At 61.2% G+C, this 25,590-nt stretch carries 20 protein-coding genes and 1 other RNA gene; 10 read left to right on the plus strand and 11 right to left on the minus strand.

Annotated elements, in window-relative coordinates:
• Nucleotides 1–124: 124 nt before the first annotated feature.
• The 11 genes from HS961_RS17375 to ompA form a co-directional block, all read right to left on the minus strand.
• Complete coding sequence (locus HS961_RS17375; RefSeq protein ID WP_182324146.1) at nt 125–811, minus strand: hypothetical protein; 687 nt, start codon at nt 809–811, stop codon at nt 125–127.
• Entirely contained in the window at nt 798–1,469 is a 672-nt protein-coding gene (locus tag HS961_RS17380; RefSeq protein WP_182324148.1) for a hypothetical protein, read from the minus strand. Before HS961_RS17380 ends, HS961_RS17375 begins: the two co-directional genes overlap by 14 nt.
• Complete coding sequence (locus HS961_RS17385; protein WP_182324149.1) at nt 1,466–3,913, minus strand: DUF3987 domain-containing protein; 2,448 nt, start codon at nt 3,911–3,913, stop codon at nt 1,466–1,468. Before HS961_RS17385 ends, HS961_RS17380 begins: the two co-directional genes overlap by 4 nt.
• Nucleotides 3,913–4,167 (minus strand): hypothetical protein, encoded by a 255-nt coding sequence (locus HS961_RS17390; RefSeq protein ID WP_182324151.1) that lies wholly within the window; start codon nt 4,165–4,167, stop codon nt 3,913–3,915. Before HS961_RS17390 ends, HS961_RS17385 begins: the two co-directional genes overlap by 1 nt.
• A gap of 51 nt (nt 4,168–4,218) precedes the next feature.
• A complete protein-coding gene (locus tag HS961_RS17395) occupies nt 4,219–4,467 on the minus strand; it encodes a helix-turn-helix transcriptional regulator (protein ID WP_182324153.1) in 249 nt (82 codons plus the stop codon).
• Nucleotides 4,468–4,582: 115 nt separating this feature from the next.
• On the minus strand, nt 4,583–5,383 hold the full coding sequence (locus HS961_RS17400; protein ID WP_182324155.1) for a hypothetical protein: 801 nt from the start codon (nt 5,381–5,383) through the stop codon (nt 4,583–4,585).
• A gap of 103 nt (nt 5,384–5,486) precedes the next feature.
• Nucleotides 5,487–6,725, minus strand: a complete 1,239-nt coding sequence (locus tag HS961_RS17405) for a tyrosine-type recombinase/integrase (RefSeq protein ID WP_182324157.1) — start codon at nt 6,723–6,725, stop codon at nt 5,487–5,489.
• A gap of 205 nt (nt 6,726–6,930) precedes the next feature.
• Nucleotides 6,931–7,308, minus strand: a transfer-messenger RNA (tmRNA) gene (gene ssrA, locus HS961_RS17410).
• Nucleotides 7,309–7,320: 12 nt separating this feature from the next.
• Nucleotides 7,321–7,986 carry a phosphoglycolate phosphatase gene (gph, locus tag HS961_RS17415; RefSeq protein ID WP_182324158.1) on the minus strand — a complete coding sequence of 222 codons (666 nt, stop codon included), beginning with the start codon at nt 7,984–7,986 and terminating at the stop codon, nt 7,321–7,323.
• Nucleotides 7,986–8,696 carry a bifunctional 2-polyprenyl-6-hydroxyphenol methylase/3-demethylubiquinol 3-O-methyltransferase UbiG gene (ubiG, locus tag HS961_RS17420; RefSeq protein ID WP_182324161.1) on the minus strand — a complete coding sequence of 237 codons (711 nt, stop codon included), beginning with the start codon at nt 8,694–8,696 and terminating at the stop codon, nt 7,986–7,988. The genes gph and ubiG overlap by 1 nt, the downstream gene beginning before the upstream one ends.
• 83 nt (nt 8,697–8,779) lie before the next feature.
• A complete protein-coding gene (gene ompA / locus HS961_RS17425; protein ID WP_182324163.1) occupies nt 8,780–9,436 on the minus strand; it encodes an outer membrane protein OmpA in 657 nt (218 codons plus the stop codon).
• A 227-nt stretch (nt 9,437–9,663) separates the two neighbouring features.
• Between ompA and gyrA the strand changes: the two genes are divergently transcribed.
• From gyrA to HS961_RS17475, 10 genes are all read left to right on the plus strand, one after another.
• The gene (gyrA, locus tag HS961_RS17430) at nt 9,664–12,543 is read left to right on the plus strand and encodes a DNA gyrase subunit A (RefSeq protein ID WP_182324164.1); all 2,880 of its coding nucleotides are present in this window, start codon (nt 9,664–9,666) and stop codon (nt 12,541–12,543) included.
• A 103-nt stretch (nt 12,544–12,646) separates the two neighbouring features.
• Nucleotides 12,647–13,750: a 3-phosphoserine/phosphohydroxythreonine transaminase gene (gene serC, locus HS961_RS17435; RefSeq protein ID WP_182324166.1), complete on the plus strand. Its 1,104-nt coding sequence runs from the start codon at nt 12,647–12,649 to the stop codon at nt 13,748–13,750.
• Nucleotides 13,751–13,844: 94 nt separating this feature from the next.
• Nucleotides 13,845–14,945: a prephenate dehydratase gene (gene pheA, locus HS961_RS17440; RefSeq protein ID WP_182324168.1), complete on the plus strand. Its 1,101-nt coding sequence runs from the start codon at nt 13,845–13,847 to the stop codon at nt 14,943–14,945.
• A 22-nt stretch (nt 14,946–14,967) separates the two neighbouring features.
• Entirely contained in the window at nt 14,968–15,864 is an 897-nt protein-coding gene (locus HS961_RS17445; RefSeq protein ID WP_182328314.1) for a prephenate dehydrogenase, read from the plus strand.
• 137 nt (nt 15,865–16,001) lie between these two features.
• A complete protein-coding gene (locus HS961_RS17450) occupies nt 16,002–18,089 on the plus strand; it encodes a bifunctional 3-phosphoshikimate 1-carboxyvinyltransferase/cytidylate kinase (protein ID WP_182324170.1) in 2,088 nt (695 codons plus the stop codon).
• A gap of 198 nt (nt 18,090–18,287) precedes the next feature.
• Nucleotides 18,288–19,970: a 30S ribosomal protein S1 gene (gene rpsA / locus HS961_RS17455; protein ID WP_182324172.1), complete on the plus strand. Its 1,683-nt coding sequence runs from the start codon at nt 18,288–18,290 to the stop codon at nt 19,968–19,970.
• 127 nt (nt 19,971–20,097) lie between these two features.
• Nucleotides 20,098–20,424: an integration host factor subunit beta gene (locus tag HS961_RS17460; RefSeq protein ID WP_182324174.1), complete on the plus strand. Its 327-nt coding sequence runs from the start codon at nt 20,098–20,100 to the stop codon at nt 20,422–20,424.
• Between the two features lie 193 nt (nt 20,425–20,617).
• Nucleotides 20,618–22,258 carry an alkaline phosphatase D family protein gene (locus HS961_RS17465; RefSeq protein ID WP_238347640.1) on the plus strand — a complete coding sequence of 547 codons (1,641 nt, stop codon included), beginning with the start codon at nt 20,618–20,620 and terminating at the stop codon, nt 22,256–22,258.
• A 127-nt stretch (nt 22,259–22,385) separates the two neighbouring features.
• Entirely contained in the window at nt 22,386–24,311 is a 1,926-nt protein-coding gene (locus HS961_RS17470) for a gamma-glutamyltransferase family protein (RefSeq protein ID WP_182324177.1), read from the plus strand.
• A 294-nt stretch (nt 24,312–24,605) separates the two neighbouring features.
• Complete coding sequence (locus HS961_RS17475; RefSeq protein WP_182324179.1) at nt 24,606–25,196, plus strand: hypothetical protein; 591 nt, start codon at nt 24,606–24,608, stop codon at nt 25,194–25,196.
• Nucleotides 25,197–25,590 lie beyond the last annotated feature (394 nt).

Here is a 25,590-nt window from a genome sequence, read left to right on the forward strand (position 1 = left end):
ACTGGAACATTAAAACGCATCGAGTACTCGCTGCTGCTCCTGCAACCCTTCGTTCAATCGGCGCCGCATTTCTTGCATAGAGCGCCAGACACCGCCCTTGTACGCGTTGCGAGACGCCACCGCCTTACCCTCTGCGCTTGTCGGCCCGGTGGATTGGAGCCAAGGCTTCTGCTCCCGAATGCGTGCCGCCTGTTGCGCTCGGCGTTCCGGCGTCCAGCCATTGCTCTTGCTCATGCGGGAATTCCTTCAGTTTGTTTTTTTGAAATTTATTTTCTTGCGTGCCCGTGGGTGCGGCCGGCAGGCCGTTATTGATCTGCTGCGGGCCGGTGGTCACGTTGGCCTGCTTGGCATAGACAACGGGCGGGTTCTTGATGTTGGTCAGTGTTTCAAGGGTCGCTCGGCATTGGCTTTGGGCCTTGAGTGCCAGACGCAATGCGGTTTCCTGCTGGCGCAGCAAGCTCGCTTGCAGGCCGGTTTCCGTCAGCTTCACAAACAGCGATTGCAGGGCGGTGGCCTGGTTCATCAGCATGGCCTCTGCGACTTTCAGGTCCCCTTGATGAATGGCTTGGCTCTGCTCGCGCAAAGCATCGATCAGGGAGGGGGTGTCCAACTGCGCCATCAGCTCTTCTCGCTCATTCTTGGTAATGACGCGAAAGCTGGCCATTTCCGGCGAGATCACCAACTTGGCATAGTTCAAGACACTTTCTTCCGGCGAGGCGCCATCCATGGATTGCACCGCCTTGCGCGCCAGAGCGGGCCGAGGTGCCCCGTTTTCAGGTACCACGGGGTTCTTTTTGCTATTGCTGCTCATCAATGGGCTCCTTTTTAGATGCACAGGAAGCGAAGCCGGGGCAGCGCTGTAGTTGCTGCGTCATTGCCTTCGCCAATGGGGTGTTTGCGGTGTAGAGCGTCACGCCAGCCACGAGCCCATTGGCACAGCGCCAGCGCCCCATATCGCCGTGCAGATGGATGCACTCCAGGCACAGCCGGCGATCATCGTCCTCACGGTCACGTCGCATCAATTGGTCGGCCATCAGCTCCGCCTCTGGCAGTGACACTCCTTTGTGGGTGAACTGCTCCAGGCGCCGAGCGAAGGTGTCAATCTCCTGCGTGTTCATCGCTTTGCTATACGGCCAGCACACGCTATCGGCGTCTGCCGGTGCCTCCGCAAGGGTGCTTGGCTGGCGCTGCGGCGCCAGCATTTGCGGATGCACCGCCGAGGCGTCCTCTGCTTTGGCTTTTTCTGAAGGCGGGAGCGCTACAAACGCTACGCGGGGTGTATTCGTAGCGTTCGTAGCCTTGGCAGTGGCCTGCACGGGGCTCGGTGCATGCTTTGGTAGAGCTGCTACGGGATCCGCCTGGGTTTTGGGAATTGCTTCAGCAATGGGCGCTACGAACGCTACGCTCTGGGCGGTCGTAGCACGCGTTGTGCTGCTGTTTTCAGCCTTCAAGCGTGCGAGCCAGTTCATTGCATGCCCCCGTTCAGCAGTTGGGGATGCAGCACATAGCTCTCGCTATCGCGGCGGCCTGGCATGCTCACCACGTTTTTGACCAACCAGTCATAGTCCGTCAGAAGATCGGCGGCTTTGCGCACCGCATCGGGGGTGCCAAGACCGGCCCAGTGCTTGACCGCCACCTGCCGTGGGGTGAACTGCATCAACACATCACCATGGACATCGCTGAGCTTGCTGCCCTTGAGCTTGGCCAGCAATGCCTGGGCGCCCGATGTTTCAGGCATGACAGCTGCCGCATACAGACGCTCCGCATGGCGGCGCACATAGTCCCCCCAGGCCAGCGCGCGCATCAGTTCGTTGTGGTGAATGATGCCGCCCGTGTCTGGCGTATCGACCAAGGCAAAAATCAGCGCCAGCGCAGGAATCAGTTTGCGGTACTTGGAGAGGTGAGACACCAGGGCCGGGTGAAGGGCATCACCACGAATTTCCTGCTCGAAAGGCACCACCCACTCTTCAAACAGCGCCTGCGCCTTCGTGCTGAAGCGCCACACGACAGCGGCGTCTTCACTGGCCGGCTGCAGATGGTTCAGGCGCGCGAAGACCTCCCAAGTGGACTGGCGGGCAGCCAGGTCGGGGCTGCGGTCGATGTACACAAACTCTGGCTTGATGTCTGGCCACACCGTCAGACCAAAGCGCTGCAGCAGCCCATCGTCCCCCGCACCTCCGGCCACAGCATCGCGCACATAGCTTTGGATCTTGCCGGGCTGAATACCGCCCAGCATCGCCAGGCAGACACGCGGCACATAGGATTCACCACGACCAATGCGGTCCACCGCATGCCCCTGGTTACCGTCATAGCCCGTCAGGTAAAACCCACGCGCGCCCTCCTGCCCCGGTTTGTCCATGCTGCACAGCAGGCCATGCATCTCGTCACGGTAGACCAAGGTGCCCCAGGGATTCGTCACCAACAGGTCGGCCAGCTTTTCTACCGTGGCATCGTTGATCACATAGCGACGCATGCTCGGCTCCGCTGGCGTGTCCAGGGGCTGCAGCAAAGCACGCGCCGCAGCGGGGTCCTTGGCCGCCAGGTTCTTTGCTTGGCGTTCATTGGCGGCATCGGCCAACTCAGCTACCTTGCAGTCAAGCGCCCAGGCCTCATGCTCCGCTTGCCACAGCTCACGCTCCGTTTTCTCCAGTCGATGCAAAGGCTTGAGCACTTCGCTCAAAGCAGGAGACTTCATCACGCCGGGGCGACCAACAATGGCTCCCCACAGATTGGGGACGACGACCCAGTCATCATTCGCTTTGGGCTTCACCACAGCACGGGCACCAATCAAGCTGGACAACGCCACCAAGGTGCCCACTGCGGTGAAATCCGGCGGGCATTGCATGCGCTCGGCAATATCCATGACGCAGCCTCGCAGCGCGACCGGCATCAGCTCCGGGTCAAACACGGGCACTGCCGGCAGACCATTGGGCAGCGGCACGGGGTCAGGCCATGCACGCTCCACCTGGTCCGTGTCCAGAGTGCCAGCCGGGTAAGCAGCGTCCTCAACGGGCATGGCCGCATCGATGCATGCACGCACTGCCTCCACCCCCTCACGCTGGTGCAGGTCGTTGAAATCCGTTGCCTGTTCCTCGCGCTGGCCGTCAAAGCGGGGCAGCGCCAGCAGTGCTCCCACCGCCAAGGCAGCTTCACGAGCCTTGGTCAGGCCGGGATTGCCATCCGTTTTCCAGTCATCGTCCACCGCGAGGATCAGGCGCAGTTGGGGGTATTTTTGATGCAGGGCCTGGGCCACCTCCAGCAGATTGCCTGCATTCATCGCACAGGCCACGGCATGGTCTGTCGCTTCGTGGATGGATGCACCAGTTGCCGCCCCCTCGCACACAATCAGCATGTCATTAGGCTTGCCAATGGCGAAGTAGCAGCCCTTGATGCGCCCGCCCGGCTGGAAACGCTTGTCGCCCTCAGGGCCAATGGCTTGCAGGCTGTGCAAGGTCGTGGACACGTCACGCAGCGGGACCAGCAGCGCCTCGCCTTCTGCCTTGATACCATGTGCTTGAATGCCTTTGCGCGCCAGATAGGGATGGTCTGCTGCTGCAGGCACAGCATTCTCCCAGCGCTTGGCGGCCGCAGCAGCGGCCTCCTGCTGGCGCTGGACCTTGTCCGCTTCGCGCTGCTGGGCAATGGCCTGCATGCGCTGCTGGTGAGCATGGCGCTGATTGGGAGTGAGTGTGTTCACATCCTTGCTGCACCAGGTCTGCTGTATGCCAGCGCGCCAGCAACCGAATGCACCCGCAGCCAGGTCGCCATCATCGTGCAGCACGAACCAGCCCGATTGATCACCACGCTTGCCGCTGGTGCTGTAGCGATGCAACATGCCATCGCCGTGGATCACCTCGGGGATCGCCAAGCCAGCCGCTGCGATGGCGCTTTGGAATTGGTCAATGACACTCATTAGAGCTGCCCACCAATCTGCGCCAGCAACAGCGCCGCATCGTGCAGGCTGGGCAGATAGCGCACCAGTCCCCAGCGTTCGGCCCAGTAGGCCGTGCTGCCGTCCGGTGCTGCGCTGCTGTGCAGGCAGCGCCCCTGCTGGGCAAAGGCGCTGTGCAGGGCGTGAAACTCCTGGTCGGTATCGGTCAACTGCGCGTTGATTGTGGTGCTCGATGCTGCGGCGCAAGCAGTGCCGCTCGTATTCTTCAGGGGCATTACATGCCCTCCCAGCGCTTGAAGGTCTTGGGGCTTGCTCATGTCACCCCCTTAAACCATCGCCAGCTGATCCAAGCGCTTTGCATGCAGGCGATTCACGAGTTCACGGATTTCATCATCCGATTGACCAGCGATGCGTGCGCGAACAATGGCCTTGACCTCATAGTCAGGCCAGGCTTTTGCTCTCTGCCCGATGGCTACGGGTTTTGTGAAAGTACCCGCCCGGATCGCGTTGTAAATGCTCGTGTTGCTGCGGTCGCCGGTCTCCGCCTTGCAGGCTTCAATTCTCCAAAGTGCCATAACTGTCCATCTTTCCTCGGCATTGCTTGCCGGTGTTGTGATGGGGGAAGTCTGGTATTTTCGTTCTTGGAAAGCACCCTAACTAAGGACATCAGCACCCTAGTTAGGGTGGATATCAAGTCCCTCTGATGCTTCGCTTTGCTTCTGCAAATTTGTTTTCCAGCGTTGCCTTTGAGATACCCGGTTTGTCTTTGTAGTTATCCAGCAACTCGGCAATTACAGCACTATCCGATGTGCGGCCATCCCTGGGCATTTGTATCAGTTCAAGCATGGCTGCGATGATATTGAGATAGGTGGTTTTGCTTCGTGGCCCAACAGGTTCTTCAACCCTTTTCACATCTCTGGCTTTGCATCTCTCCAGTTCGCTTCGCAACGCCGCGACCTCCTCCAACAAGTGGTCCAGTCCGTCTTTTTCGAGCTGATCCCGAAGACTTTGAATATCGCTACTGTCGTACAGCCCTTCGTACTGGCGTCGCTTTAAGTCCTGGGTTCCAGCTGCTGAGCTGAAAATTTCTTGATCGTCTTTCCATAGTTCAAACCAGCTTTCGCCGAGCGAGATTCCACGAGAGTTGCACCACTCCTCGAAATCGCCAGCGCCGATCCAGCTGTCCAGAAGAGAGAGGTCACCAGCCAGACTCCGCCTAACTACCGCAAGCTTCAGCTCACCTTTTTCCACACTGGCCAGCACTGCATTTTTTAAAGTGGATGCTGCCTTTTCTATGCCTCCAGTAGGCTCGACTGCAAAGTAGCAATGCCCACTGACGTCAAAAAATTTTTGCAGATCATCATCCCCGTACTCAACACCGAAAAACTCTCCGCCGGCATCGATGCATGCAATGTGAATGGCTGTCAGCAATCTGGCAAACATTGGCAGATCGCCATACAAAATGTTTGGATAGTCAGGGTTAATGTCCATCGCGTTCCTTGTCTCGTATCTCTTACACGGCCGCCAACGCCACTATGTCCGGCATGGCGTTAAAAGTTGTTTTGTGGGACATTCCCCATGGGAGCGTTTCAATTCATGCCTGCTTGAGTTGCACGACATCAGCGCCAGCAGCCAGCTTGTCCAAGTAGTCCGCCCAACGCTGCATCATGGTCTGGCGCTGCTTCAGATAGGTGGTGCGGTTGTAGGCCCGCCCATTGGCATCACGCACGGAATGAGCCAATTGCGCTTCGATCACCAGCGGGTCACACTCCAGCCGCTCGGCCAACATCGTTCTTGCCGTTGCTCGGAACCCGTGCCAGGTCTGAATGTCTGGCGTGTAGCCCATGGATATCAGCGCCGTGCGAACTGAGTTTTCCGATATAGGTTTGCTGCGCTGGCGCTCACCGGGGAACACCAACCCGGTGACTTCCGTATAGGGCTTCAAGACTTCCAGAATCTGTACGGCCTGCGTAGACAGCGGGACGATGTGAGGCTGCCCGTTTTCCTTGCCATCCTTGTTGCGCTTCATGCGTGCTGCCGGAATCGTCCACAGCGCCGCGTCCAGATCAATTTCTGCCCACGCCGCACCACGCAACTCGCCGGGACGCTGAAACAGCATCGGAGCCAGCCGCAGAGCTGCCCGCACCACCGGCCCGCCTTTGTACCCTTTGATGGCACGCAGCAGCTCACCAAATTGTGGAGGCTCTGTAATGGCAGCAAAGTGCTTGCCACGGTACGGCGACAACGCCCCCTTGAGGTCACCCGTGATATCACGGCTCACCCGGCCCGTTGCCACCCCGTAACGCCACACTTGCCGTGCCAACATCAGTCCCCGGTCAGCAGTCTCGACGGCCCCGCGCTCTTCAATCTTGCGCAATGTAGCCAGCAACTCCACCGGCTCGATATCCGCCAGCCGCCTCTCACCCAGCCAAGGGAACAGGTCGCGTTCAAATTGGCGCTTGGCGCGTACCGCATGTGTCTCACTCCATTGGGCTTCCTGCTTTTCATACCACTCCAAGGCAACCACTTTGAAACTGTCACCCGCCGGGTTGACGGCTTTCAGCCGTTCGACCTTACGCGCCTGTACCGGATCAATACCATCGGCTTTTTGCAACTTCGCTGAATCTCTTGCACGCCTGGCAGCAGTCAACCCAACAGTGGGATAGCTTCCCAACGCCAGCCTGGTTTCCTTGTTATCACGATAAATTTTCTGGAACCAGCGCTTGGAGCCACTCGGACTGACCTCCAGATACAGTCCACCGCTATCGGTCAGACGTGCCCGCTTTTTGTCAGGTGGGCAGGTAGCATTGCGGCATTGGGCGTCGGTCAACATGGTGTTCCCAGGGTTCGTGTTCCCCGGCTCATTCCGGTCTTGTTCCCCGGTCGCCAGAAAAAACAGGTTTTGTTCCCCGACATGTTCCCCGGTCACGGTTTGGCTGTCAATGGCTTTCTCTGTTCACATCTGCTGTTTAATCGATTGATTTACCAATGAAAAAGGCCACCGAGTGGTTATCCTTGGTGGCCTTTGTTTTTGTGGATGGTGGAGCTGGCGGGAATTGAACCCGCGTCCGTCAGCCTTCGTCGAGCAGATCTACATGTTTAGTGTTCTGATTTGAATCTCGCCCGAAATGCCGCGCAGACACACGCTGCATCGCAAGCCAGTACCCTTAGATCTTGTCATCTACCAAGGTACCCGGTAGACGACCAGCTGATGAAAATTCCCTTGCAGCCTGGAGGTATTGCTACCCCCTTGCCCAGCCCATCAACATGCTGTTGCAAGGCTCACCGGATTTAAGCGGCGAGTGCGAAACGTTCGTCGTTTGCAGTTAGTTTTTTGAACGGAGATTTACGAGCGTCATTCAAGCTCGACATGCACCACACCGATCCCGAACCCACGTCGAAACCAGGACAGCCCCATGGCATCTATTTTAGGCCAGATTCAGGCGTTTCAAGAGCTCGTGTGGAGAATTGATGACATCATCTGCCTCCCAATGCGCGACAGACTGCTTTTCGCCGAGGTAGCCATAGACGGCAGCGACGGTATGCATGCCAGCGGCCTTGCCGGCGATGATGTCGCGCTCGTCGTCACCGACATAAACGCAGTGCTGCGGTTCGACACCTATGCGGCGCGCGGCCTCAAACAGTGGCTCGGGATGGGGCTTGGCATGCGGCGTGGTATCACCACTCACCACCGCACCGGCGCTGGAAAACAAGGCCATTTGGCGCGACAGCGGCTCGGTAAAGCGCTTGGATTTGTTGGTGACCACGCCCCACTGCAGTTGCTGCGCCACAATGCAGCGCAGCATGTCGGCCACGCCATCGAACACGGTGGTGTCTTGCGTCATGCGGCGCTCATAGTTCTGGAAGAACTCTTCGCGCATCGCAGGGAACTCGGCATCCTCGGGTTGCATGCCAAAGGCCACGCGCAGCATGCCTCTGGCGCCGGATCCGGCAAAGGGCCGGTAGTCAGCCATCGGCAGGGACGGCATGCCTCTTGCCACCCGCATCTGGTCAGCGGCAGCACCCAGGTCGGGGGCGCTGTCAATCAGGGTTCCGTCCAGGTCGAACAGAATGGCACGTATGGATCTTTGCATCAGCCGGGCTTTCGGGTAGCGATCATGTAGTTGACGCTGGTGTCTTCATTGAGCCAGTAGCGTTGCGTCAAAGGATTGAACTGCAGGCCCTTGCTGTGCTGCTGCACCAGGCCGGCGCTGCGGCAGTAGTGGGCCAGCTCGGAGGGGCGGATGAACTTGGCAAACTCATGCGTCCCCTTGGGCAGCATCTGCAGGATGTATTCGGCGCCGACAATCGCCAGCGCAAAGGCCTTGGCATTGCGGTTGATGGTCGAGAAAAACACCCATCCGCCGGGCTTGACCAGGTCATGGCAGGCCTGCACCACCGATGCGGGATCGGGCACATGCTCCAGCATCTCCATGCAGGTGACCGTATCGAAGCTCTCGGGCTGCAGCTGCGCCAGGGCCTCGACAGCGATTTCCTGGTAAGTGATATTCGGCGTCTGCGCCTCCAGCGCATGGAGCTGGGCCACGCGCAGTGCCTTGGTGGCCAGGTCGATTCCGGTGACGGTGGCACCTTTGCGCGCCATCGAATCACTCAGAATGCCGCCACCGCAGCCAACATCCAACACCTTCTGGCCACTCAGCGGGCTGATGGCATTGATCCACTCCAATCGCAAAGGATTGATCTGGTGCAAGGGTTTGAAGTCACTGTCCGGATCCCACCAATGCATGGCGAGTTCGGAAAACTTGGCCAATTCGGCCGGATCGGCATTCACAGTCTGGTTCATGGCCTGATTGTCCACCATCTGCAGGCGCATCCAGGCATAAAAAAAGCCCCACGAATGGGGCTTTTTGCGCAGGGGCAGAAGAATTACTTCTGGGTGCCCACCACTTCGATTTCCACGCGACGGTTCTTGGCGCGGCCAGCTGCAGTCTTGTTGTCTGCCACTGGTTGCTTTTCGCCCTTGCCTTCGGTGTACACGCGGCTCTTGTCGATGCCCTTGGACACCAAGTAAGCCTTCACAGCTTCAGCGCGACGCACGGACAGCTTTTGGTTGTAAGCATCGGAACCGATGGAGTCGGTGTGACCCACAGCGATGATCACTTCCAGGTTGATGTTCTTCACCTTGGAAGCCACATCGTCCAGCTTAGCCTTGCCTTCTGGCTTCAGCACCGACTTGTCGAAGTCGAAGAATGCGTCAGCAGCGTAGGTGATCTTCTGGGTCGAGGCCACAGGAGGAGCAACTGGAGCAGGTGCTGGAGCAGCTGGGGTAGCAGCAGGTGCTGGTGCAGGAGCTTCAACAGCCTTCACCAGGGCACCGTCGCAGCCTTCAGCAGCGGTAGCAGGGGTCCAGTTGGCATCGCGCCAGCACAGTTCGTTGGTACCGTTCTTCCAGACCAGCTCACCGCTGCCGTTTTGCCAGTTATCAACTACTTTGCCGCCGTCAGCAGCCTTAATTTGTGCTCCAGCGGCGGTTGCAAGCGCTGCAGAGGCAAACAACATCGCCACTTTGTTCAGTTTCTTCATGGTTCTCCTCTTGGGGAAAAAGCCGCAGCCGCGCTGCGAATCAAGACGTCGTCAGTGACCATCACCAAAAACGTTCTTACTTATTGTGCCATAGGCGTACCGGATCGCCATAGTTATCTGTAGCGCCAACGGTAAGACAAAAGCGCATTGGGCCTAGAATGTTGCCGACATGCAACAGCAGCTTGCGCCTAAAATGCCTCTTGTACTTCGCCACCTATGCCAGCACTATGACCCAGTTTGCTAAAGAAACATTGCCGATCAGCCTGGAAGAGGAAATGCGCCGCAGCTACCTCGATTACGCAATGAGCGTGATCGTGGGCCGTGCGCTGCCAGATGCCCGCGACGGCATGAAACCGGTGCACCGCCGGGTTCTGTATGCGATGCATGAGCTGAACAACGATTGGAACCGCCCTTATAAGAAGAGCGCGCGTATTGTGGGTGACGTGATTGGTAAGTACCACCCGCACGGTGACAGCGCGGTGTACGACACGATCGTACGTATGGCCCAGGATTTCTCGCTGCGCCATATGTTGGTCGATGGCCAGGGCAACTTCGGCTCGGTCGATGGTGACAGTGCAGCGGCCATGCGGTATACCGAAATCCGCTTGTCCAAGATCGCCCACGAGATGCTGGCCGATATTGACAAAGAGACAGTGGACTTCGGCCCCAACTATGACGGCTCGGAAAGCGAACCGCTGGTGCTGCCAGCGCGCGTACCCAATCTGCTGATCAATGGATCGGCCGGTATTGCGGTGGGCATGGCCACCAATATTCCACCGCACAATTTGAACGAAGTGGTGGATGCCTGCCTGCACCTGCTGCACCACCCGGAAGCCACCGTCGACGACCTGATGGAGATCGTGCCCGCGCCCGACTTCCCCACCGCAGGCATCATCTATGGCATCAATGGAGTGAAGGAAGGCTATCGCACCGGCCGCGGCAAGGTGGTGATGCGCGCCCTGGTGCACTTTGAAGATATCGACCGAGGCCAACGCCAGTCGATCATCGTTGATGAGCTGCCCTACCAGGTCAACAAGAAGACCTTGCAAGAGCGCATGGCCGAGCTGGTGCACGAGAAAAAGATCGAAGGCATCAGCCACATCCAGGACGAATCAGACAAGTCCGGTATGCGCCTGGTGATCGAGCTCAAGCGCGGCGAAGTGCCCGAGGTGGTGCTGAACAACCTGTACAAGCAGACCCAGCTGCAGGACACCTTCGGCATGAACATGGTGGCCCTGATCGATGGCCAGCCCAAGCTCTGCAACCTGAAGGACCTGATCAAGGTGTTCCTGGAACACCGCCGCGAAGTGGTCACGCGCCGCACCGTGTTTGAGCTGCGCAAGGCGCGCGATCGCGGCCATGTGCTGGAAGGCCTGGCTGTCGCCCTGGCCAATATCGATGACTTCATCGCCATCATCCGCAACGCCCCGACCCCACCGGTCGCCAAGGCCGAGCTGATGACCAAGAGCTGGGACAGCAAGCTGGTACGCGAGATGCTCACCCGCACCCGCACCGATGGGGGACTGGTGAGCGCCGATGACTACCGCCCTGAAGGCCTGGAAGTGGAATTCGGCATGCAGCAGGACGGCCTCTACCGCCTGTCCGAAACGCAGGCGCAGGAAATTCTGCAAATGCGTCTGCAGCGCCTGACCGGTCTGGAGCAAGACAAGATCGTTGCTGAATACAAAGAGATCATGTCGGTCATCGAAGACCTGCTCGATATCCTGTCCAAGCCCGAACGTGTCTCCACCATCATTGGCGAAGAACTGGTCACCATCAAGACCGAGTTCGGCCAAACCAAGCTGGGCGCACGCCGCAGCAAGGTGGAGTACAGCGCGCAAGACCTGTCTACCGAAGACCTGATCACCCCCACCGACATGGTGGTGACCCTGTCGCATACCGGCTATATCAAAAGCCAGCCGCTCAGCGAGTACCGCTCGCAAAAGCGCGGCGGACGCGGCAAGCAAGCCACGGCGACCAAGGAAGACGACTGGATCGACCAGCTTTTCATCGCCAATACGCACGACTACCTGCTGTGCTTCTCCAACCGGGGCCGTCTGTACTGGCTCAAGGTCTGGGAAGTGCCTGCCGGCTCGCGCGGCTCGCGTGGCCGCCCTATCGTCAACATGTTCCCGCTGCAAGACGACGAGAAGATCAATGTGGTGCTGCCGCTGACCGGCGAGTACCGCAGCTTCCCGGCCGATCACTATGTATTCATGGCGACCCGCATGGGCACCGTCAAGAAGACCTCGCTGGACGAATTCAGCAACCCGCGCAAGGCCGGCATCATCGCCGTGGGCCTGGACGATGGCGATGTGCTGATCGGTGCCGCACTGACCGCCGGCCGCCATGATGTGATGCTGTTCAGCGATGGCGGCAAGGCCGTGCGCTTTGACGAAAACGATGTGCGCCCCATGGGCCGCAATGCCCGCGGTGTGCGCGGCATGAACATCGACGACAGCCAGAACCTGATCGCGATGCTGGTGGCAGAGCAGCACCCAGCCGAGGTCGAAGCCCGCAAGGCCAAGGACGCCTTGGAAAACCTGCAGATCCGCGACAAGGAACTGCAAGATGCCCAAGCACCCGCCGCCGATATCGAGGCTGTGCGCAAGCAGATCGACGAGGCACGTGCCGCGTTGGAAGCCGCCGACCTGGCCGCCATCACTGCACTGGGCGAGCAGCCCCGCGAGACCTTGCACAGTGTGCTGACCGCCACCGAAAACGGCTACGGCAAGCGCACTTCCATCGTCGAGTACACCCGCCACGGCCGTGGCACCAAGGGCATGATTGCGATCCAGCAATCGGAGCGCAACGGCAAGGTGGTCGCTGCCACCCTGGTGAGCCCGGACGACCAGATCATGCTGATCACTGACACCGGCGTGCTGGTGCGTACCCGGGTGGCCGAGATCCGCGAGATGGGCCGCGCCACACAAGGCGTGACCTTGATCGGACTGGATGCCGGCGCCAAGCTGAGCGGCTTGCAGCGCATAGTCGAGAACGATGCGCAGGCCGATGAGAACGCCGAGGACGCAGAAGCTGCCGACGGCGCGGAAGGCGCAGAAGGCGCAGCAGGCACCGACACCCAGAACCCGGCAGACGGCGCCTAAGCCCCACCGAAAAAGCCATGCTGTGACATGGCTTTTTCCTGCCTGTTTTTGCGCATATTTTTATTGCTATCACTGCTCGCTGAGCGAGCCCACAAGGCCTTCCATGCAACGCCCCTATAACTTCTCGGCCGGCCCGGCCGCCATCCCCGAAGACGTGCTGCAGCAAGCAGCCAGCGAGATGCTGGACTGGCGCGGCAGCGGCATGAGCGTGATGGAGATGAGCCACCGTGGCAAAGAGTTCATCTCGATCTGCGAGAAGGCCGAGGCCGACTTCCGCCAGCTGCTGGCCGTGCCCGCCAACTTCCACATCCTGTTCATGCAAGGCGGCGGCTTGGCCGAGAACGCCATCGTGCCGCTGAACCTGTCGCAAGGCGGCGCGGTGGATTTTGTCGTCACCGGCAGCTGGAGCCAGAAGTCCACCAAGGAAGCGGGCAAGTTCTGCAATGCCGCCGTGGCCGCCAGCGATGAAGCCCAGGGCTTCACCCATATCCCCGATGCCGCCAGCTGGAAGCTGCGCAGCGACGCGCGCTATGTGCACATCTGCAGCAACGAGACCATCAACGGTGTCGAGTTCCAGCAGTTGCCGGATCTGGCCAGCCTGGGCTGCCAGGCGCCGCTGGTGATCGATTTCTCTTCGCATGTGGCATCGCGCTCGGTGGATTGGAGCCGCGTTGGCCTGGCCTTTGGTGGCGCGCAGAAGAACCTGGGCCCCGCCGGTTTGACCTTGGTCGTCGTGCGCGATGACCTGCTCGGCCACGCGATGGCCATGTGCCCCAGCGCCTTCAACTACCGCCTGGTGGCAGACAACCAATCGATGTACAACACGCCGCCCACCTGGGGCATCTACATCGCCGGCCTCACCTTTGAATGGATCTTGCGCCAGCAAGAGGGCGGCGCCAGCGGCGTGGCCGCGCTGCAAGCCCGCAACACCGCCAAGGCCGAGCTGCTCTACCAGGCGATTGATGGCTCGCAGCTCTATGAAAACCGCGTGGCACGCGACTGCCGCTCGCGCATGAATGTGCCGTTCTTCCTCAAGGACGAGTCGCGCAACCAGGCCTTCCTGGATGGCGCCAAAGCACGCGGTCTGCTGCAGCTCAAGGGCCACAAGTCGGTCGGCGGCATGCGCGCCAGCATCTACAACGCCATGCCGATGGCGGGCGTGCAGGCGCTGGTGGACTATATGCAAAGTTTTGAAAAACAGGGCTGATCACCGGCACCCGGGTGAGACCCCGGAAACACACTTACGTTATTCTTACTCCCTGGCCGCCTTGAACCCAGAGGCGGCCCGCACCTAGACCACCATGAGCACACCTCCCCAAGCGTCCCCCGAACTCGCCGTGCTGCGTGTCCAGATCGACAATCTCGACACGCAACTGCTGACTTTGCTGAACCAGCGCGCCCTGGTGGCCGAACGTGTGGGCGAGCTGAAAAAACGTGAAGGCACGCCCTTCTTCCGCCCGGACCGGGTCGCCCAGGTCATCCAGAAGATTGAAAACGCCAACCCCGGCCCTTTGAAGGCCGCCCATGTCTCGGCCATCTGGCGCGAGATCATGTCCGCCTGCCTGGCACTGGAATCGCCCCAGCGCGTGGCCATTCTGGGCCCGGCCGGCACCTTCTGCGAAGAAGCCGCGATCCAGTATTTCGGCGGCGCCGCCGACATCAAGTACTGCAACAGCTTTGAAGAGGTGTTCCACTCCACCGCTGCTGGCAGCGCGCAGTTTGGCGTGGTGGGTGTGGAGAATTCCAACGAAGGCGTGGTCACCCGGTCGCTGGACATGTTCCTGCACACGCCTTGCCATGTGGTTGGCGAGGTGAGCCTGCTGATCCGCCACAACCTGATGCGCACCACCAACTCGCTCGAAGGCGTGGACGTGGTCGCCGCCCACCCGCAAGCGCTGGCGCAGTGCCAGGGTTGGCTGTCCAAGCACCTGCCCCATGCCGAGCGCCGCCCGGTTGAAAGCAATGCCGAAGGCGCGCGCCTGGCAGCCCTGCATCCCAATATTGCCGGCATTGCCAGCGAGCGCGCTGCCCAACAATACGGCCTGCACATCATCAGCCACGCGATTCAGGACGATGCCTACAACCGCACCCGGTTTGCCATCATCTGCCTGCCCCACACCCTGGCCACGCCCGAGCCTACGGGCAAGGACTGCACCAGCCTCGTCGTCTCGGTGCCCAACCGGCCCGGCGCCGTGCATGAGCTGCTGATGCCACTGAGCAAGCATGGCGTGTCGATGACGCGCTTTGAATCCCGCCCGGCCAGAACCGGCCAGTGGGAATACTATTTCTATATTGATCTGGACGGCCACCCGTCGCAGCCCCACGTGGCCAAGGCCCTGGAAGAGTTGCGCGCGCTGTGTGCGTTCTACAAGGTGCTTGGCGCCTATCCAGTCGGGGGTTGAATCGGTGAAAAAGTTTGAACATATGGCGCTGATCGGCTGTGGGCTGATGGGCGGCTCATTTGCCCTCGCAGCCAAACGGGCAGGGCTGGTCAAACGCATTGTCGGCTATAGCAAGTCGCCATCCACCACCAGCCGCGCGCGGCAGATGGGCGTCATTGATGAAGAGGCCAGCTCGGCCTTGCAGGCCGTCTCGGGTGCCGATCTGGTGCTGCTGGCGATCCCGGTCGCCTCAACCGAGTCCACCTTGGCCAACATTAAGCACCTGATCAACCCGGACACCCTGGTGATGGATGTCGGCTCCACCAAGATGGATGTGGTGGCGGCCGCACGCCGCGCGCTGCGCGACCGCTTTGGCTGCTTTGTGCCCGCCCACCCCATCACCGGCAAGGAAGTGTTTGGCGTGGACCATGCCGACGTCAACCTCTACCGCGATGCCCAGGTGGTGCTTACCCCCACCGAGCTGACCAAGGTCGCCCAACTGCGCCAGGCCGAAGCCGTCTGGAAAGCCATTGGCAGCCATGTGATCAGCATGGCGCCGGAACAGCACGACGCAGCACTCGCCGCCAGCAGCCATGCGCCGCACCTGGTGGCCATGGCTTACATCAACTCGATGCTGTCGCAAGACGGTGCGCACCGCATGCTGTCGCTGGCGGGCCCGGGCTTCCGTGATTTCACCCGCATCGCAGCGGCCGAGCCGCAGATGTGGCGCGATATCTTCCTGGCCAATCGCAGCGAGATCCTCAAGCAAATCCAGTCGCTGCAGCACATGCTGGGCAGCTACGAGGCCGCCCTGCTGACCGACGACCAGCCCAAGCTGGAGCAGCTGCTGCGCGAGGCCAGCAACACCCGTGCGCAATGGAAGCAGGGCAAGCTCTACACGGCTGAATCGCTGTCCAAGCATAAAACCTCTGCCGCCTAAATCGCTGCCCCGGTTGGGGGCGCCGATAATAGCCAGTGGCGCTGTCTGATACCCGGGCAGCGCCACCTTCTTTTTGTGACCACCGCGCGCCGCCTGTGCAGCAGGCCAGGCGCCACCATCCCACAGCAGAGCCCGCCATGTTCTCCACCGCATTTCTTGATATCCCCGCCTTGCAAAGCGCCCATGGTGAAGTGCAGTTGCCCGGCTCCAAGAGCATCTCCAACCGCGTGCTGCTGCTGGCCGCGCTGAGCTCGGGCACCACCACCATCCACGATCTGCTGGACTCCGACGACACCCAGGTGATGCTGCGCGCGCTGGAGCAACTGGGTTGCGCGGTGGTGCGCAGCACCGATCCAGCCCACCTCAACAGCTACCACATCACCGGCATTGCCGGGCAGCTGGCCCCGGCGCTGGCGGCCCGCAGCACCGCGCTGTTCCTGGGCAATGCCGGCACCGCGATGCGGCCGCTGACCGCCGCATTGGCCTTGCTGGGCGGCCACTTCGAGATGAGCGGCGTGCCGCGCATGCACGAGCGCCCGATTGGTGACCTGGTCGATGCGCTGCGCCAGCTGGGCTGCAAGATCGACTACCTGGGCAACGAGGGCTTTCCGCCGCTGCGCATCCAGCCGGTGGCGGCCGCGCAACTGCAGCTGAACGCACCGATCACCGTGCGCGGCGATGTGTCCAGCCAGTTCCTCACGGCGTTGTTGATGGCCCTGCCCCTGGTCGCTAAGCAGCAGGACGTGGTGATTGAAGTGGCCGGCGAGTTGATCTCCAAGCCCTACATCCACATCACCCTGGAGCTGCTCAAGCGCTTTGGCATCGACATCCACAACGAACAGTGGCAGCGCTTCACGGTACGCGCCGGCAGCCGCTACCAATCGCCGCACGAGATCCATGTCGAGGCCGATGCCTCGTCGGCCAGCTACTTCATCGCGCTGGGTGCCATTGCAGCCAGCAAGGGCAGCAAACCCAATGCGCAAGGCGGCACTACGAGCGTCGATCGCGTCGTCAAAGTGATGGGGGTGGGCGCGCAATCGATCCAGGGCGATATCCGCTTTGTCGAAGCTGCGCGCGCGATGGGCGCCGCCATCACCAGCGGCCCCAATTGGCTGGAGATCCGCCGTGGCACCTGGCCGCTGCAGGCCATCGACATGGACTGCAACCACATCCCCGATGCGGCGATGACCTTGGCTGCGATGGCGCTCTACGCCAATGGCACGACCACCTTGCGCAATATCGCCAGTTGGCGCGTCAAAGAGACCGACCGCCTGGCGGCGATGGCCATCGAGCTGCGCAAGCTCGGCGCCGTGGTGGAGGAAGGCGCCGACTACCTGACCATCACCCCGCCCGCCAACCGCGAGGCCTGGAAGCCCGCCAGCATCCACACCTATGACGACCACCGGGTGGCGATGTGCTTTTCGCTGGCCGCCTTCAACCCCGCCGGCCTGCCGGTGCGCATTGAAGACCCCAAGTGCGTGGCCAAGACCTTCCCCGGTTACTTCGAGGCCATGTTCTCGGCCGTGCGCGCCGTGCCCGGCTCGGTGCCGGTGATCTGCATCGATGGCCCCACCGCCTCGGGCAAGGGCACCGTGGCAGCCGCTGTGGCCGAGCACCTCGGCTACCACTTGCTCGATTCAGGCGCGCTCTACCGCATCACCGGCCTGGCGGCCACCCGCGCCGGCATCCCGATCGATGCCGAGCATGCCAGCCAGATCGCCGCGTTGATTGCGCAGATGGATATCCAGTTCGGCGCCGACCAGCAAGTGCGCCTCGATGGCGAGGACATCAGCCTGGCCATTCGCAGCGAAGAAGCCGGCATGAACGCCTCCCTGGTCTCTGCGCTGCCCGCTGTGCGCCAGGCGCTGGTGCAGGCCCAGCATGATTTTCGCCAGCTACCCGGCCTGGTGGCCGACGGCCGCGACATGGGCACGGTGATTTTCCCGCTCGCCCCCCTGAAGGTCTATTTGACCGCCAGCGCAGCCAAGCGCGCCGAGCGCCGCCATAAACAGTTGATTGAAAAAGGAATACCGGCTACAATAGCCGACCTTCGTGCTGACTTGGAGGCGCGTGACTCGCGGGACATGAACCGCGCCACCGCCCCCTTGCATGCAGCGCAGGATGCATTCTTGCTGGACAACTCCGAGATGGGCGTGGACAACGCGGTCGCTCAGGTGCTGTCCTGGTGGGAAAAACGACAACCGTTTGGCAAAGCCCAGGCTTAAGGCGCAACGCGCTTTTTGCCCGGCGTTGGCAGCGGCGTTACCGCCCCTGCAACCTTCTACTGGTGGATCTAACCGCCATGGGTTGCCGGGTTGTTTAACTTTGAACCCCGTGGTGTCACAACCACACAACCTGCACGGCCAGCCTTAAAAACGTCAGCAATGGTGCTGCCGGAAACCTGCCCGTGTCTAAGGAAATACATGTCTGAATCTTTTGCCGCCCTTTTTGAAGAGTCGTTGACACGCACCGAAATGCGTCCTGGCGAAGTGATCACTGCAGAAGTCGTGCGCGTTGAGCACAACTTTGTGGTGGTGAACGCCGGCTTGAAGTCCGAAGCCTACGTGCCAATCGACGAATTCAAGAACGACCAGGGCGAAATCGAAGTCCAAGTGGGCGACTTCGTGTCCGTGGCTATCGGTTCCATCGAAAACGGCTACGGCGACACCATCCTGTCGCGCGACACCGCCAAGCGTCTGGCTTCCTGGCTGGCCCTGGAAAAGGCGCTGGAATCGGGCGAATTCGTGACCGGCACCACCTCCGGCAAGGTCAAGGGCGGTCTGACCGTTCTGGTCAACGGCATCCGTGCTTTCCTGCCAGGCTCGCTGATCGACACCCGTCCGATCAAGGACCTGACCCCGTACGAAAACAAGACCCTGGAATTCAAGGTCATCAAGCTGGACCGCAAGCGCAACAACGTGGTGCTGAGCCGCCGCGCTGTGGTGGAAGCTTCGATGGGCGAAGAGCGCGCCAAGCTGATGGAAACCCTCAAGGAAGGCTCCATCGTTCAAGGCGTGGTCAAGAACATCACCGAATACGGTGCGTTCGTGGACCTGGGCGGTATCGACGGCCTGCTGCACATCACCGACATGGCATGGCGTCGCGTGCGTCACCCATCCGAAGTGGTGACCGCTGGCCAAGAAATCACGGCCAAGATCCTGAAGTTCGACACCGAAAAGAACCGTGTCTCGCTGGGTCTGAAGCAAATGGGCGACGATCCATGGATGGGCGTGTCGCGCCGTTATCCATCGAGCACCCGTCTGTTCGGTAAGGTCACCAACATTGCTGACTACGGCGCATTCGTGGAACTGGAACCAGGCATCGAAGGTCTGGTTCACGTGTCCGAAATGGACTGGACCAACAAGAACGTTGCTCCTTCCAAGCTCGTGACCCTGGGCGACGAAGTCGAAGTCATGGTTCTGGAAATCGACGAAGACAAGCGTCGCATCTCCCTGGGCATGAAGCAGTGCAAGGCCAACCCATGGCAAGAATTCGCGCAAAACACCAAGCGCGGTGACCGCGTCAAGGGCCCGATCAAGTCGATCACCGACTTCGGCGTGTTCGTGGGCCTGGCCTCCGGCATCGACGGTCTGGTTCACCTGTCTGACCTGTCGTGGAACGAAACCGGCGAAGCCGCCGTTCGTAACTACAAAAAGGGCCAGGAAGTGGAAGCCATCGTGCTGGCCGTGGACGTGGACCGCGAACGCATCTCGCTGGGCATCAAGCAGCTCGACAGCGATGCATTCACCACGTTCGCTACTGTGAACGACAAGGGCCAGATCGTCACCGGCAAGGTGAAGACCGTGGACGCCAAGGGCGCTGAAATCGACCTGGGCGACGACATCGTCGGCTACCTGCGTGCTTCCGAAATCTCGGTGGACCGCGTGGAAGACGCCCGTTCCGTGCTGAAGGAAGGTGATGAAGTTACCGCCGTGGTGACCAACGTGGATCGCAAGAGCCGCAGCATCTCCCTGTCCATCAAGCAGAAGGACCACGCTGAACAGCAAGAGACCATGTCTTCGCTGTCGCAGCAATCGTCCAAGGAAAACGCTGGTACCACCAGCCTGGGCGCCCTGCTGCGCGCCAAGCTGGACGCCGACAAGTAATTGACGGCTCCGCTACCGACCCATGCCTTGCCTGCCTTGGTATAGTCGGTAGCTTGCGAAAAAAGGTGGGCGCCCAGTGCGCCCACCAATGTTTTGATTATTTGATTCACGAAGAATCCCCATTCGTATGACCCGATCCGATCTGATTGAAGAGCTTGCCGCTCGATTCCACCAGCTGACGCAGCGGGATGCGGAGCAGGCCGTCAAAACGATTCTGGAGGCCATCGAAGACTCCCTGGTACGCGGACAACGCATTGAAATCCGTGGCTTTGGCAGCTTCACCATCACCCACCGCCAGCCCCGCCTGGGCCGCAACCCCCGCAGTGGCGAAGCCGTGCAGGTGCCCGCCAAGCGCGTCACCCACTTCAAGCCCGGCAAGGCTTTGCGCGAATCGGTGGACGACCCGAGCAATATCCTGACCTCGGCAGCAAGCCCCAAGAACAACGACGAATAAAGCGCTGGCTGCGGCGGCCGCCCAAGATGCACCGCCCCTGCTTCTGACTGACCAACGAACGCTCCCTTGTGGAGCGTTTTTTTATGGCCCTGCGGTCCCCTGCCCGCCTTCGTCACGCAGCCCGGCTGCCATACCTGCGTGACAAGCGGGGCACCATCCGCCGCGCTATGCTCCGCTATTCCCCGTGAGCACCATGCAGCACCGACCACCGCAGGACAGCAACCCCCACCAACCCAACCGCCGCCAATGGCTGCAAGGCTTGGGTGCCCTGGGCCTGGCCGCACAGTTTGGCAGCGATGCCCATGCCCAAAGCCTACAGATGGCGCCCTGGCCAGTATCGGAGCAGCTGTTTGGCCTGGGGGTCGCCAGCGGCGAGCCCGATGCCAGCAGCGTGGTGCTGTGGACGCGGCTGCTGCCCAGCGCAACCGCGCCCTTGCTGCGCCCGCAGGCGGTGCACTGGGAGCTGGCCCATGACGCCGAGTTCCAGCAGATCCTGCGCCGGGGTGAGGCCCTGGCCACGTCCGACAGCGGCCACAGCGTGCATGTACTGGCCCAGGGTTTGGACGCCGACCGCTGGTACTACTACCGCTTCCGCTGCCAGGGCCAGACCAGTGCCACAGGCCGTACCCGCACCGCACCCGCCCCTGGTGCTGCGGTGGCGCAGCTGCGCCTGGTCTATGCTTCCTGCCAGCGCTGGGAGCATGGCTACTATGCCGCCTGGCGCCATGCGCGCGAGGACGATCCCGACCTGGTTGTCTTTCTGGGCGACTACATCTACGAATACGCCTCGCCCAGCTCCGCCGCCAAGCAGAAGCACAGCCAACTCGCCCGCCTGCAGCCGCTAGCCCATGCCGTCAGCCTGCAGGACTACCGCGACCGCTATGCGCTGCACAAGAGCGACCCGGACCTGCAGGCCATGCATGCGCACTGTCCCTGGCTCGTGACCTGGGACGACCACGAGGTGGAAGACAACTATGTGGGCGACTATGGCGTCGGCAAGGTCCAGGCCTTTGTCGTCAAGCGCATGGCCGCTTACCAGGCGTTTTACGAGAACATGCCACTGCGCGCCTCCGTCGCTTACAAGCAGGCAGGGCTGCGCATGCCTGCCGCCGGTACCCCCCTGTACCGCCAGCAAAGCTGGGGTGCATTGGCGGATCTCTGGGTGCTCGATGCGCGCCAGTACCGCGACCTCCAGGCCTGCCGCACAGCCACCGAAAAAAGCCCGGCCTCCGTCAAGGCCGCAGACTGCGCCGACCTGGCACGCAACAGCCGCAGCTTTCTGGGCTGGGAGCAAGAGCGTTGGCTGGCCGCCCAGTTGGCGAGCAACAGCGCGGCCAAGCCCGAGAGCCGGCGCTGGAGCGTCATCTGCCAGCAAACCCTGTTTGCAGCGCGCGCCTTTCCGAGCGGCCGCACCAGTGCCGACACCTGGGACGGCTACCCCGCCGCGCGCCAGCGCCTGCTGCGCGCCATCGGCGAAGCGCAGTTGCGCAACACGGTGCTGCTGGGCGGAGATATCCACCAGAACTATGTCTGCCGCATCCAGGACCCGGAAGGCGAACACCCCCAGCGGGTACTGGCCAGCGAATTCTGCGGCACCTCCATCAGCTCACACTCCGGCACCACCCAGGCCAGAGTCGATGCCATCGTGGCCCGCAACCCCCATGTGCTGCTGGCCCGCTGCGATGAACGCGGCTATGGGCTTTGCGATATCAGCACCAAGCTCTGGACGACCCAGCTGCGCGTGGTCAACCAGCCGCAGTACGCCAACAGCGGCGCACACAGCTTGGCCCGCTTTGTGGTGGAGGACCAGGTCGCTGGCCCGCAGTGGGCCTGAAGCTGCTTGCGATCTACCGCCCCTGCGCGGCACACATTCTGCAATCCAATACCGGCGCCGTCCGCTACGCCAGCAGCGGCAAAGCGGTTAGCATGCCAAATATTGCCGCCACAACAAGGAGATCGCCATGCCACGACAGTCCCCTGGGTCCCGCACCCGCCGCCCGCACCACCAGACATCCAACACCCCAGCCGTTCGCTGGTCCTTGTCTCTGGCCGCAGTGGCGACGGCGGCCTTGCTGGCGGCCTGCAGCAGCCAGCCTAGCCTGCAGTACCAACCACCGGCAGCAGCGGACCAACCCGAGGGCAGCTCCGGTTGGACCGACAAACCCGGTTGGGCCACCGAGCAGTACGCGGTAGCTGCCGCCAACCCCCTGGCCACCGATGCCGGCTACCAGGTGCTGCAAGCCGGCGGCTCGGCCATTGATGCAGCGATTGCGGTGCAACTGGTGCTGGGCCTGGTGGAGCCGCAATCGAGCGGCATTGGTGGCGGTGCCTTTTTGCTGCATGCGCAAGGCAGCAAGGTCGAGGCCTATGACGGCCGCGAAGTCGCCCCAATGGCGGCTGACGAGAACCTGTTTATGCAGGGTGGCAAGCCGATGGCCTTCCATGATGCTGTCGTCGGTGGTCGCTCGGTAGGAGTGCCCGGCGCCATCCGCATGCTGGAGATGGCGCACAAAGAGCATGGCAAGCTGCCCTGGGCCAGCCTGTTTGAGCCAGCGATCCGCTTGGCCACCGATGGCTTCAAGGTCAGTGCCCGTTTGAACGCCCTCACCGCGCAGGAGAAGTTTCTGGGCCAGGACCCCCTGGCCAGCGGCTACTTTCTCGATGCCAATGGCAAGCCCTGGCCTGTTGGCCATCTGCTGAAGAACCCCGAATACGCCGCCGTGTTGAAGGGCATCGCCCAGCAGGGCTCCAAGGCGCTGCTGGAAGGCCCCGTGGCCGAGGCCATGGTGCGCAAGGTGCAAGGCCATGCCAGCAACCCCGGCAAGCTCAGCATGGCCGACCTGGCCGCTTACCAACCCATCAAGCGCGAGGCGCTGTGCAGCGATTACTCGCCCAGCGCAGCCGGCGCGCCAACCAACCAGCCCACGGCCACGCGCAGCTACCGCCTTTGCGGCTTTCCGCCACCCAGCTCGGGCGGCATTGCGGTGGCGCAAATCCTGGGCATCCTGGGCAGCACCCCCGCTGGCCAGATGGGGCTGGGCGCTGATGGCCTGCCCAGCGCCGACTGGCTGCACCTGTATGCCGAGGCCTCGCGCCTGGCCTTTGCCGACCGCAACCAGTATGTGGCCGACCCGGCCTTTGTCGGCGCACCGGCGGGAGACTGGTCGAGCATGCTCAAGCCCAACTACCTGGCCCAGCGCGCCCGCCTGATTGGCGCGCGCAGCATGCAGCAAGCCCAGCCCGGGCGGCCCGGCAGTGTGCAGATGGCTTACGCCAGCCAACCCTACCAGCAGGAGTACGGCACCAGCCACATCAGCATCGTCGACCGCTACGGCAACGCCATTGCGATGACCACCACCATCGAGGACCAGTTTGGCTCGCGCCAGATGGTCAACACCGGTCGCGGCCTGGCCGGCGGTTTTTTGCTGAACAACGAGCTGACCGATTTCAGCCTGGCGCCGCGTGATGCGCAAGGCCAGCCCATTGCCAACCGGGTCGAGCCGGGCAAGCGGCCGCGCTCGTCGATGGCGCCCACCCTGGTGTTCGACAAGGCCACGGACCGCCTGGTGATCAGCGCCGGCAGCCCAGGCGGCGCCTGGATCATCCACTACACCACCAAGACCTTGTACGGCATGCTCAACTGGGGCCTGATGCCGCAGCAGGCCATCAACCTGCCCAACTTTGGCAGCCTTAACGGCCCCACCGTGCTGGAGGAAAAACGCTTCCCCGCCGCCACCGTGCAAGCCTTGCAAGCCCGAGGTGCCGAGGTCAAGGAGCAAAACCTGACCAGTGGCCTGCAAGCCATCTCGCGCGGCGAGGCGCATGGCAAATCCTGGTGGTTTGGCGGGGCGGACCCGCGCCGCGAAGGCATCGTCATGGGCCAATAGACCACCCTGCACGTACACCACGACGAGCCGCAAGCGGCTCGTTTTTTTATGGACGCAAGCTATTCACGCAAACGCCGCCATCTGCGTTGAACCTGTTCCAGTTTCAAAAATTAATATCTGCATACGCTTTTTTTGGCTAAGATATTTTCAGAAAATTGACCCACAACAAGCTTATTATTTAATTCATTGGATAGATATCCACAACCTCATCGATCAGTCATAAATTAAATCACAAGATTTATTATTTCATTCGACTCCGATGAGATGACGCGCCTTCACCCCAGGAAATAAACCATGAAATCCATTGCGAAATATTTAATAGTGTTGGGACTATCTTGGCTCCTCAGCGGCTGCATGAAGACGGAAAACCCAGCAGAAAATCCCAGTGCAGAAACCCAGATTCGGCAGAGGATTGCGGAACTTTACGCCAAGCATGGAAAATCCGGCGATTCAATCTATTCCCAGGCCATCAGCCCAGACCTGTTTTCAGCAGATCTCAAGAATTTATTGCAGCAAGTCCTGGAGGTAACCAAAGCCGACCAAGAACGCATTGCAAAAAGCGAGCATCCGACCGATAAACCAGCCATCTTGGAAGGTTCCATTTTCAGCAGCCTGTATGAAGGCCCGACCGCTTACACCATCCAATCGATCGAGATAGCAGAAAGCGTCAAACCCTTGGGCGCGCAGGCGACCGTGCGTGTCGCGATGGAGAACACCAGCGTATCGCCCACCATTACCTGGACGGACTCCGTGCATCTGGTCAATGCCTTTGACAGCGGCTGGCGGGTGAGCAATATCAGCTTTGTCCCCGAGATGGCACATGCCGCCGACCTCGTCGGCAGCCTGCAGACCTTTATCTCCCACAGCCAGCGCCCGCTTCCATAGCTGCTTGGGATGCTCTGCAAAACCCTCGCCAAGCGGGATGGACGCGGATCGGGATGAGACGCAAGGCGTCTTTTGCAGTCAATAGCAAGCTATTGACAAGGAAGACAACGCAGCGGATCGCCCGAGACCGCGTTCAGACCACGGCAGGGAGTTTTGCAGAGGGGCCATAGGGATCCTCTGCAAAACCCTCGCCCAAGCGGGATGGAGGCGGATCGGGATGAGCCGCAAGGCGTCTTTTGCAGTCAATAGCAAGCTATTGACAAGGAAGACAACGCAGCGGATCGCCCGAGCCCGCGTTCAGACCACGGCAGGGAGTTTTGCAGAGGGGCCATAGGGATCCTCTGCAAAGCCCTCGCCCAAGCGGGATGGACGCGGATCGGGATGAGCGGCAAGG

Source organism: Comamonas piscis, assembly GCF_014109725.1.
Taxonomy (GTDB): domain Bacteria; phylum Pseudomonadota; class Gammaproteobacteria; order Burkholderiales; family Burkholderiaceae_C; genus Comamonas; species Comamonas piscis.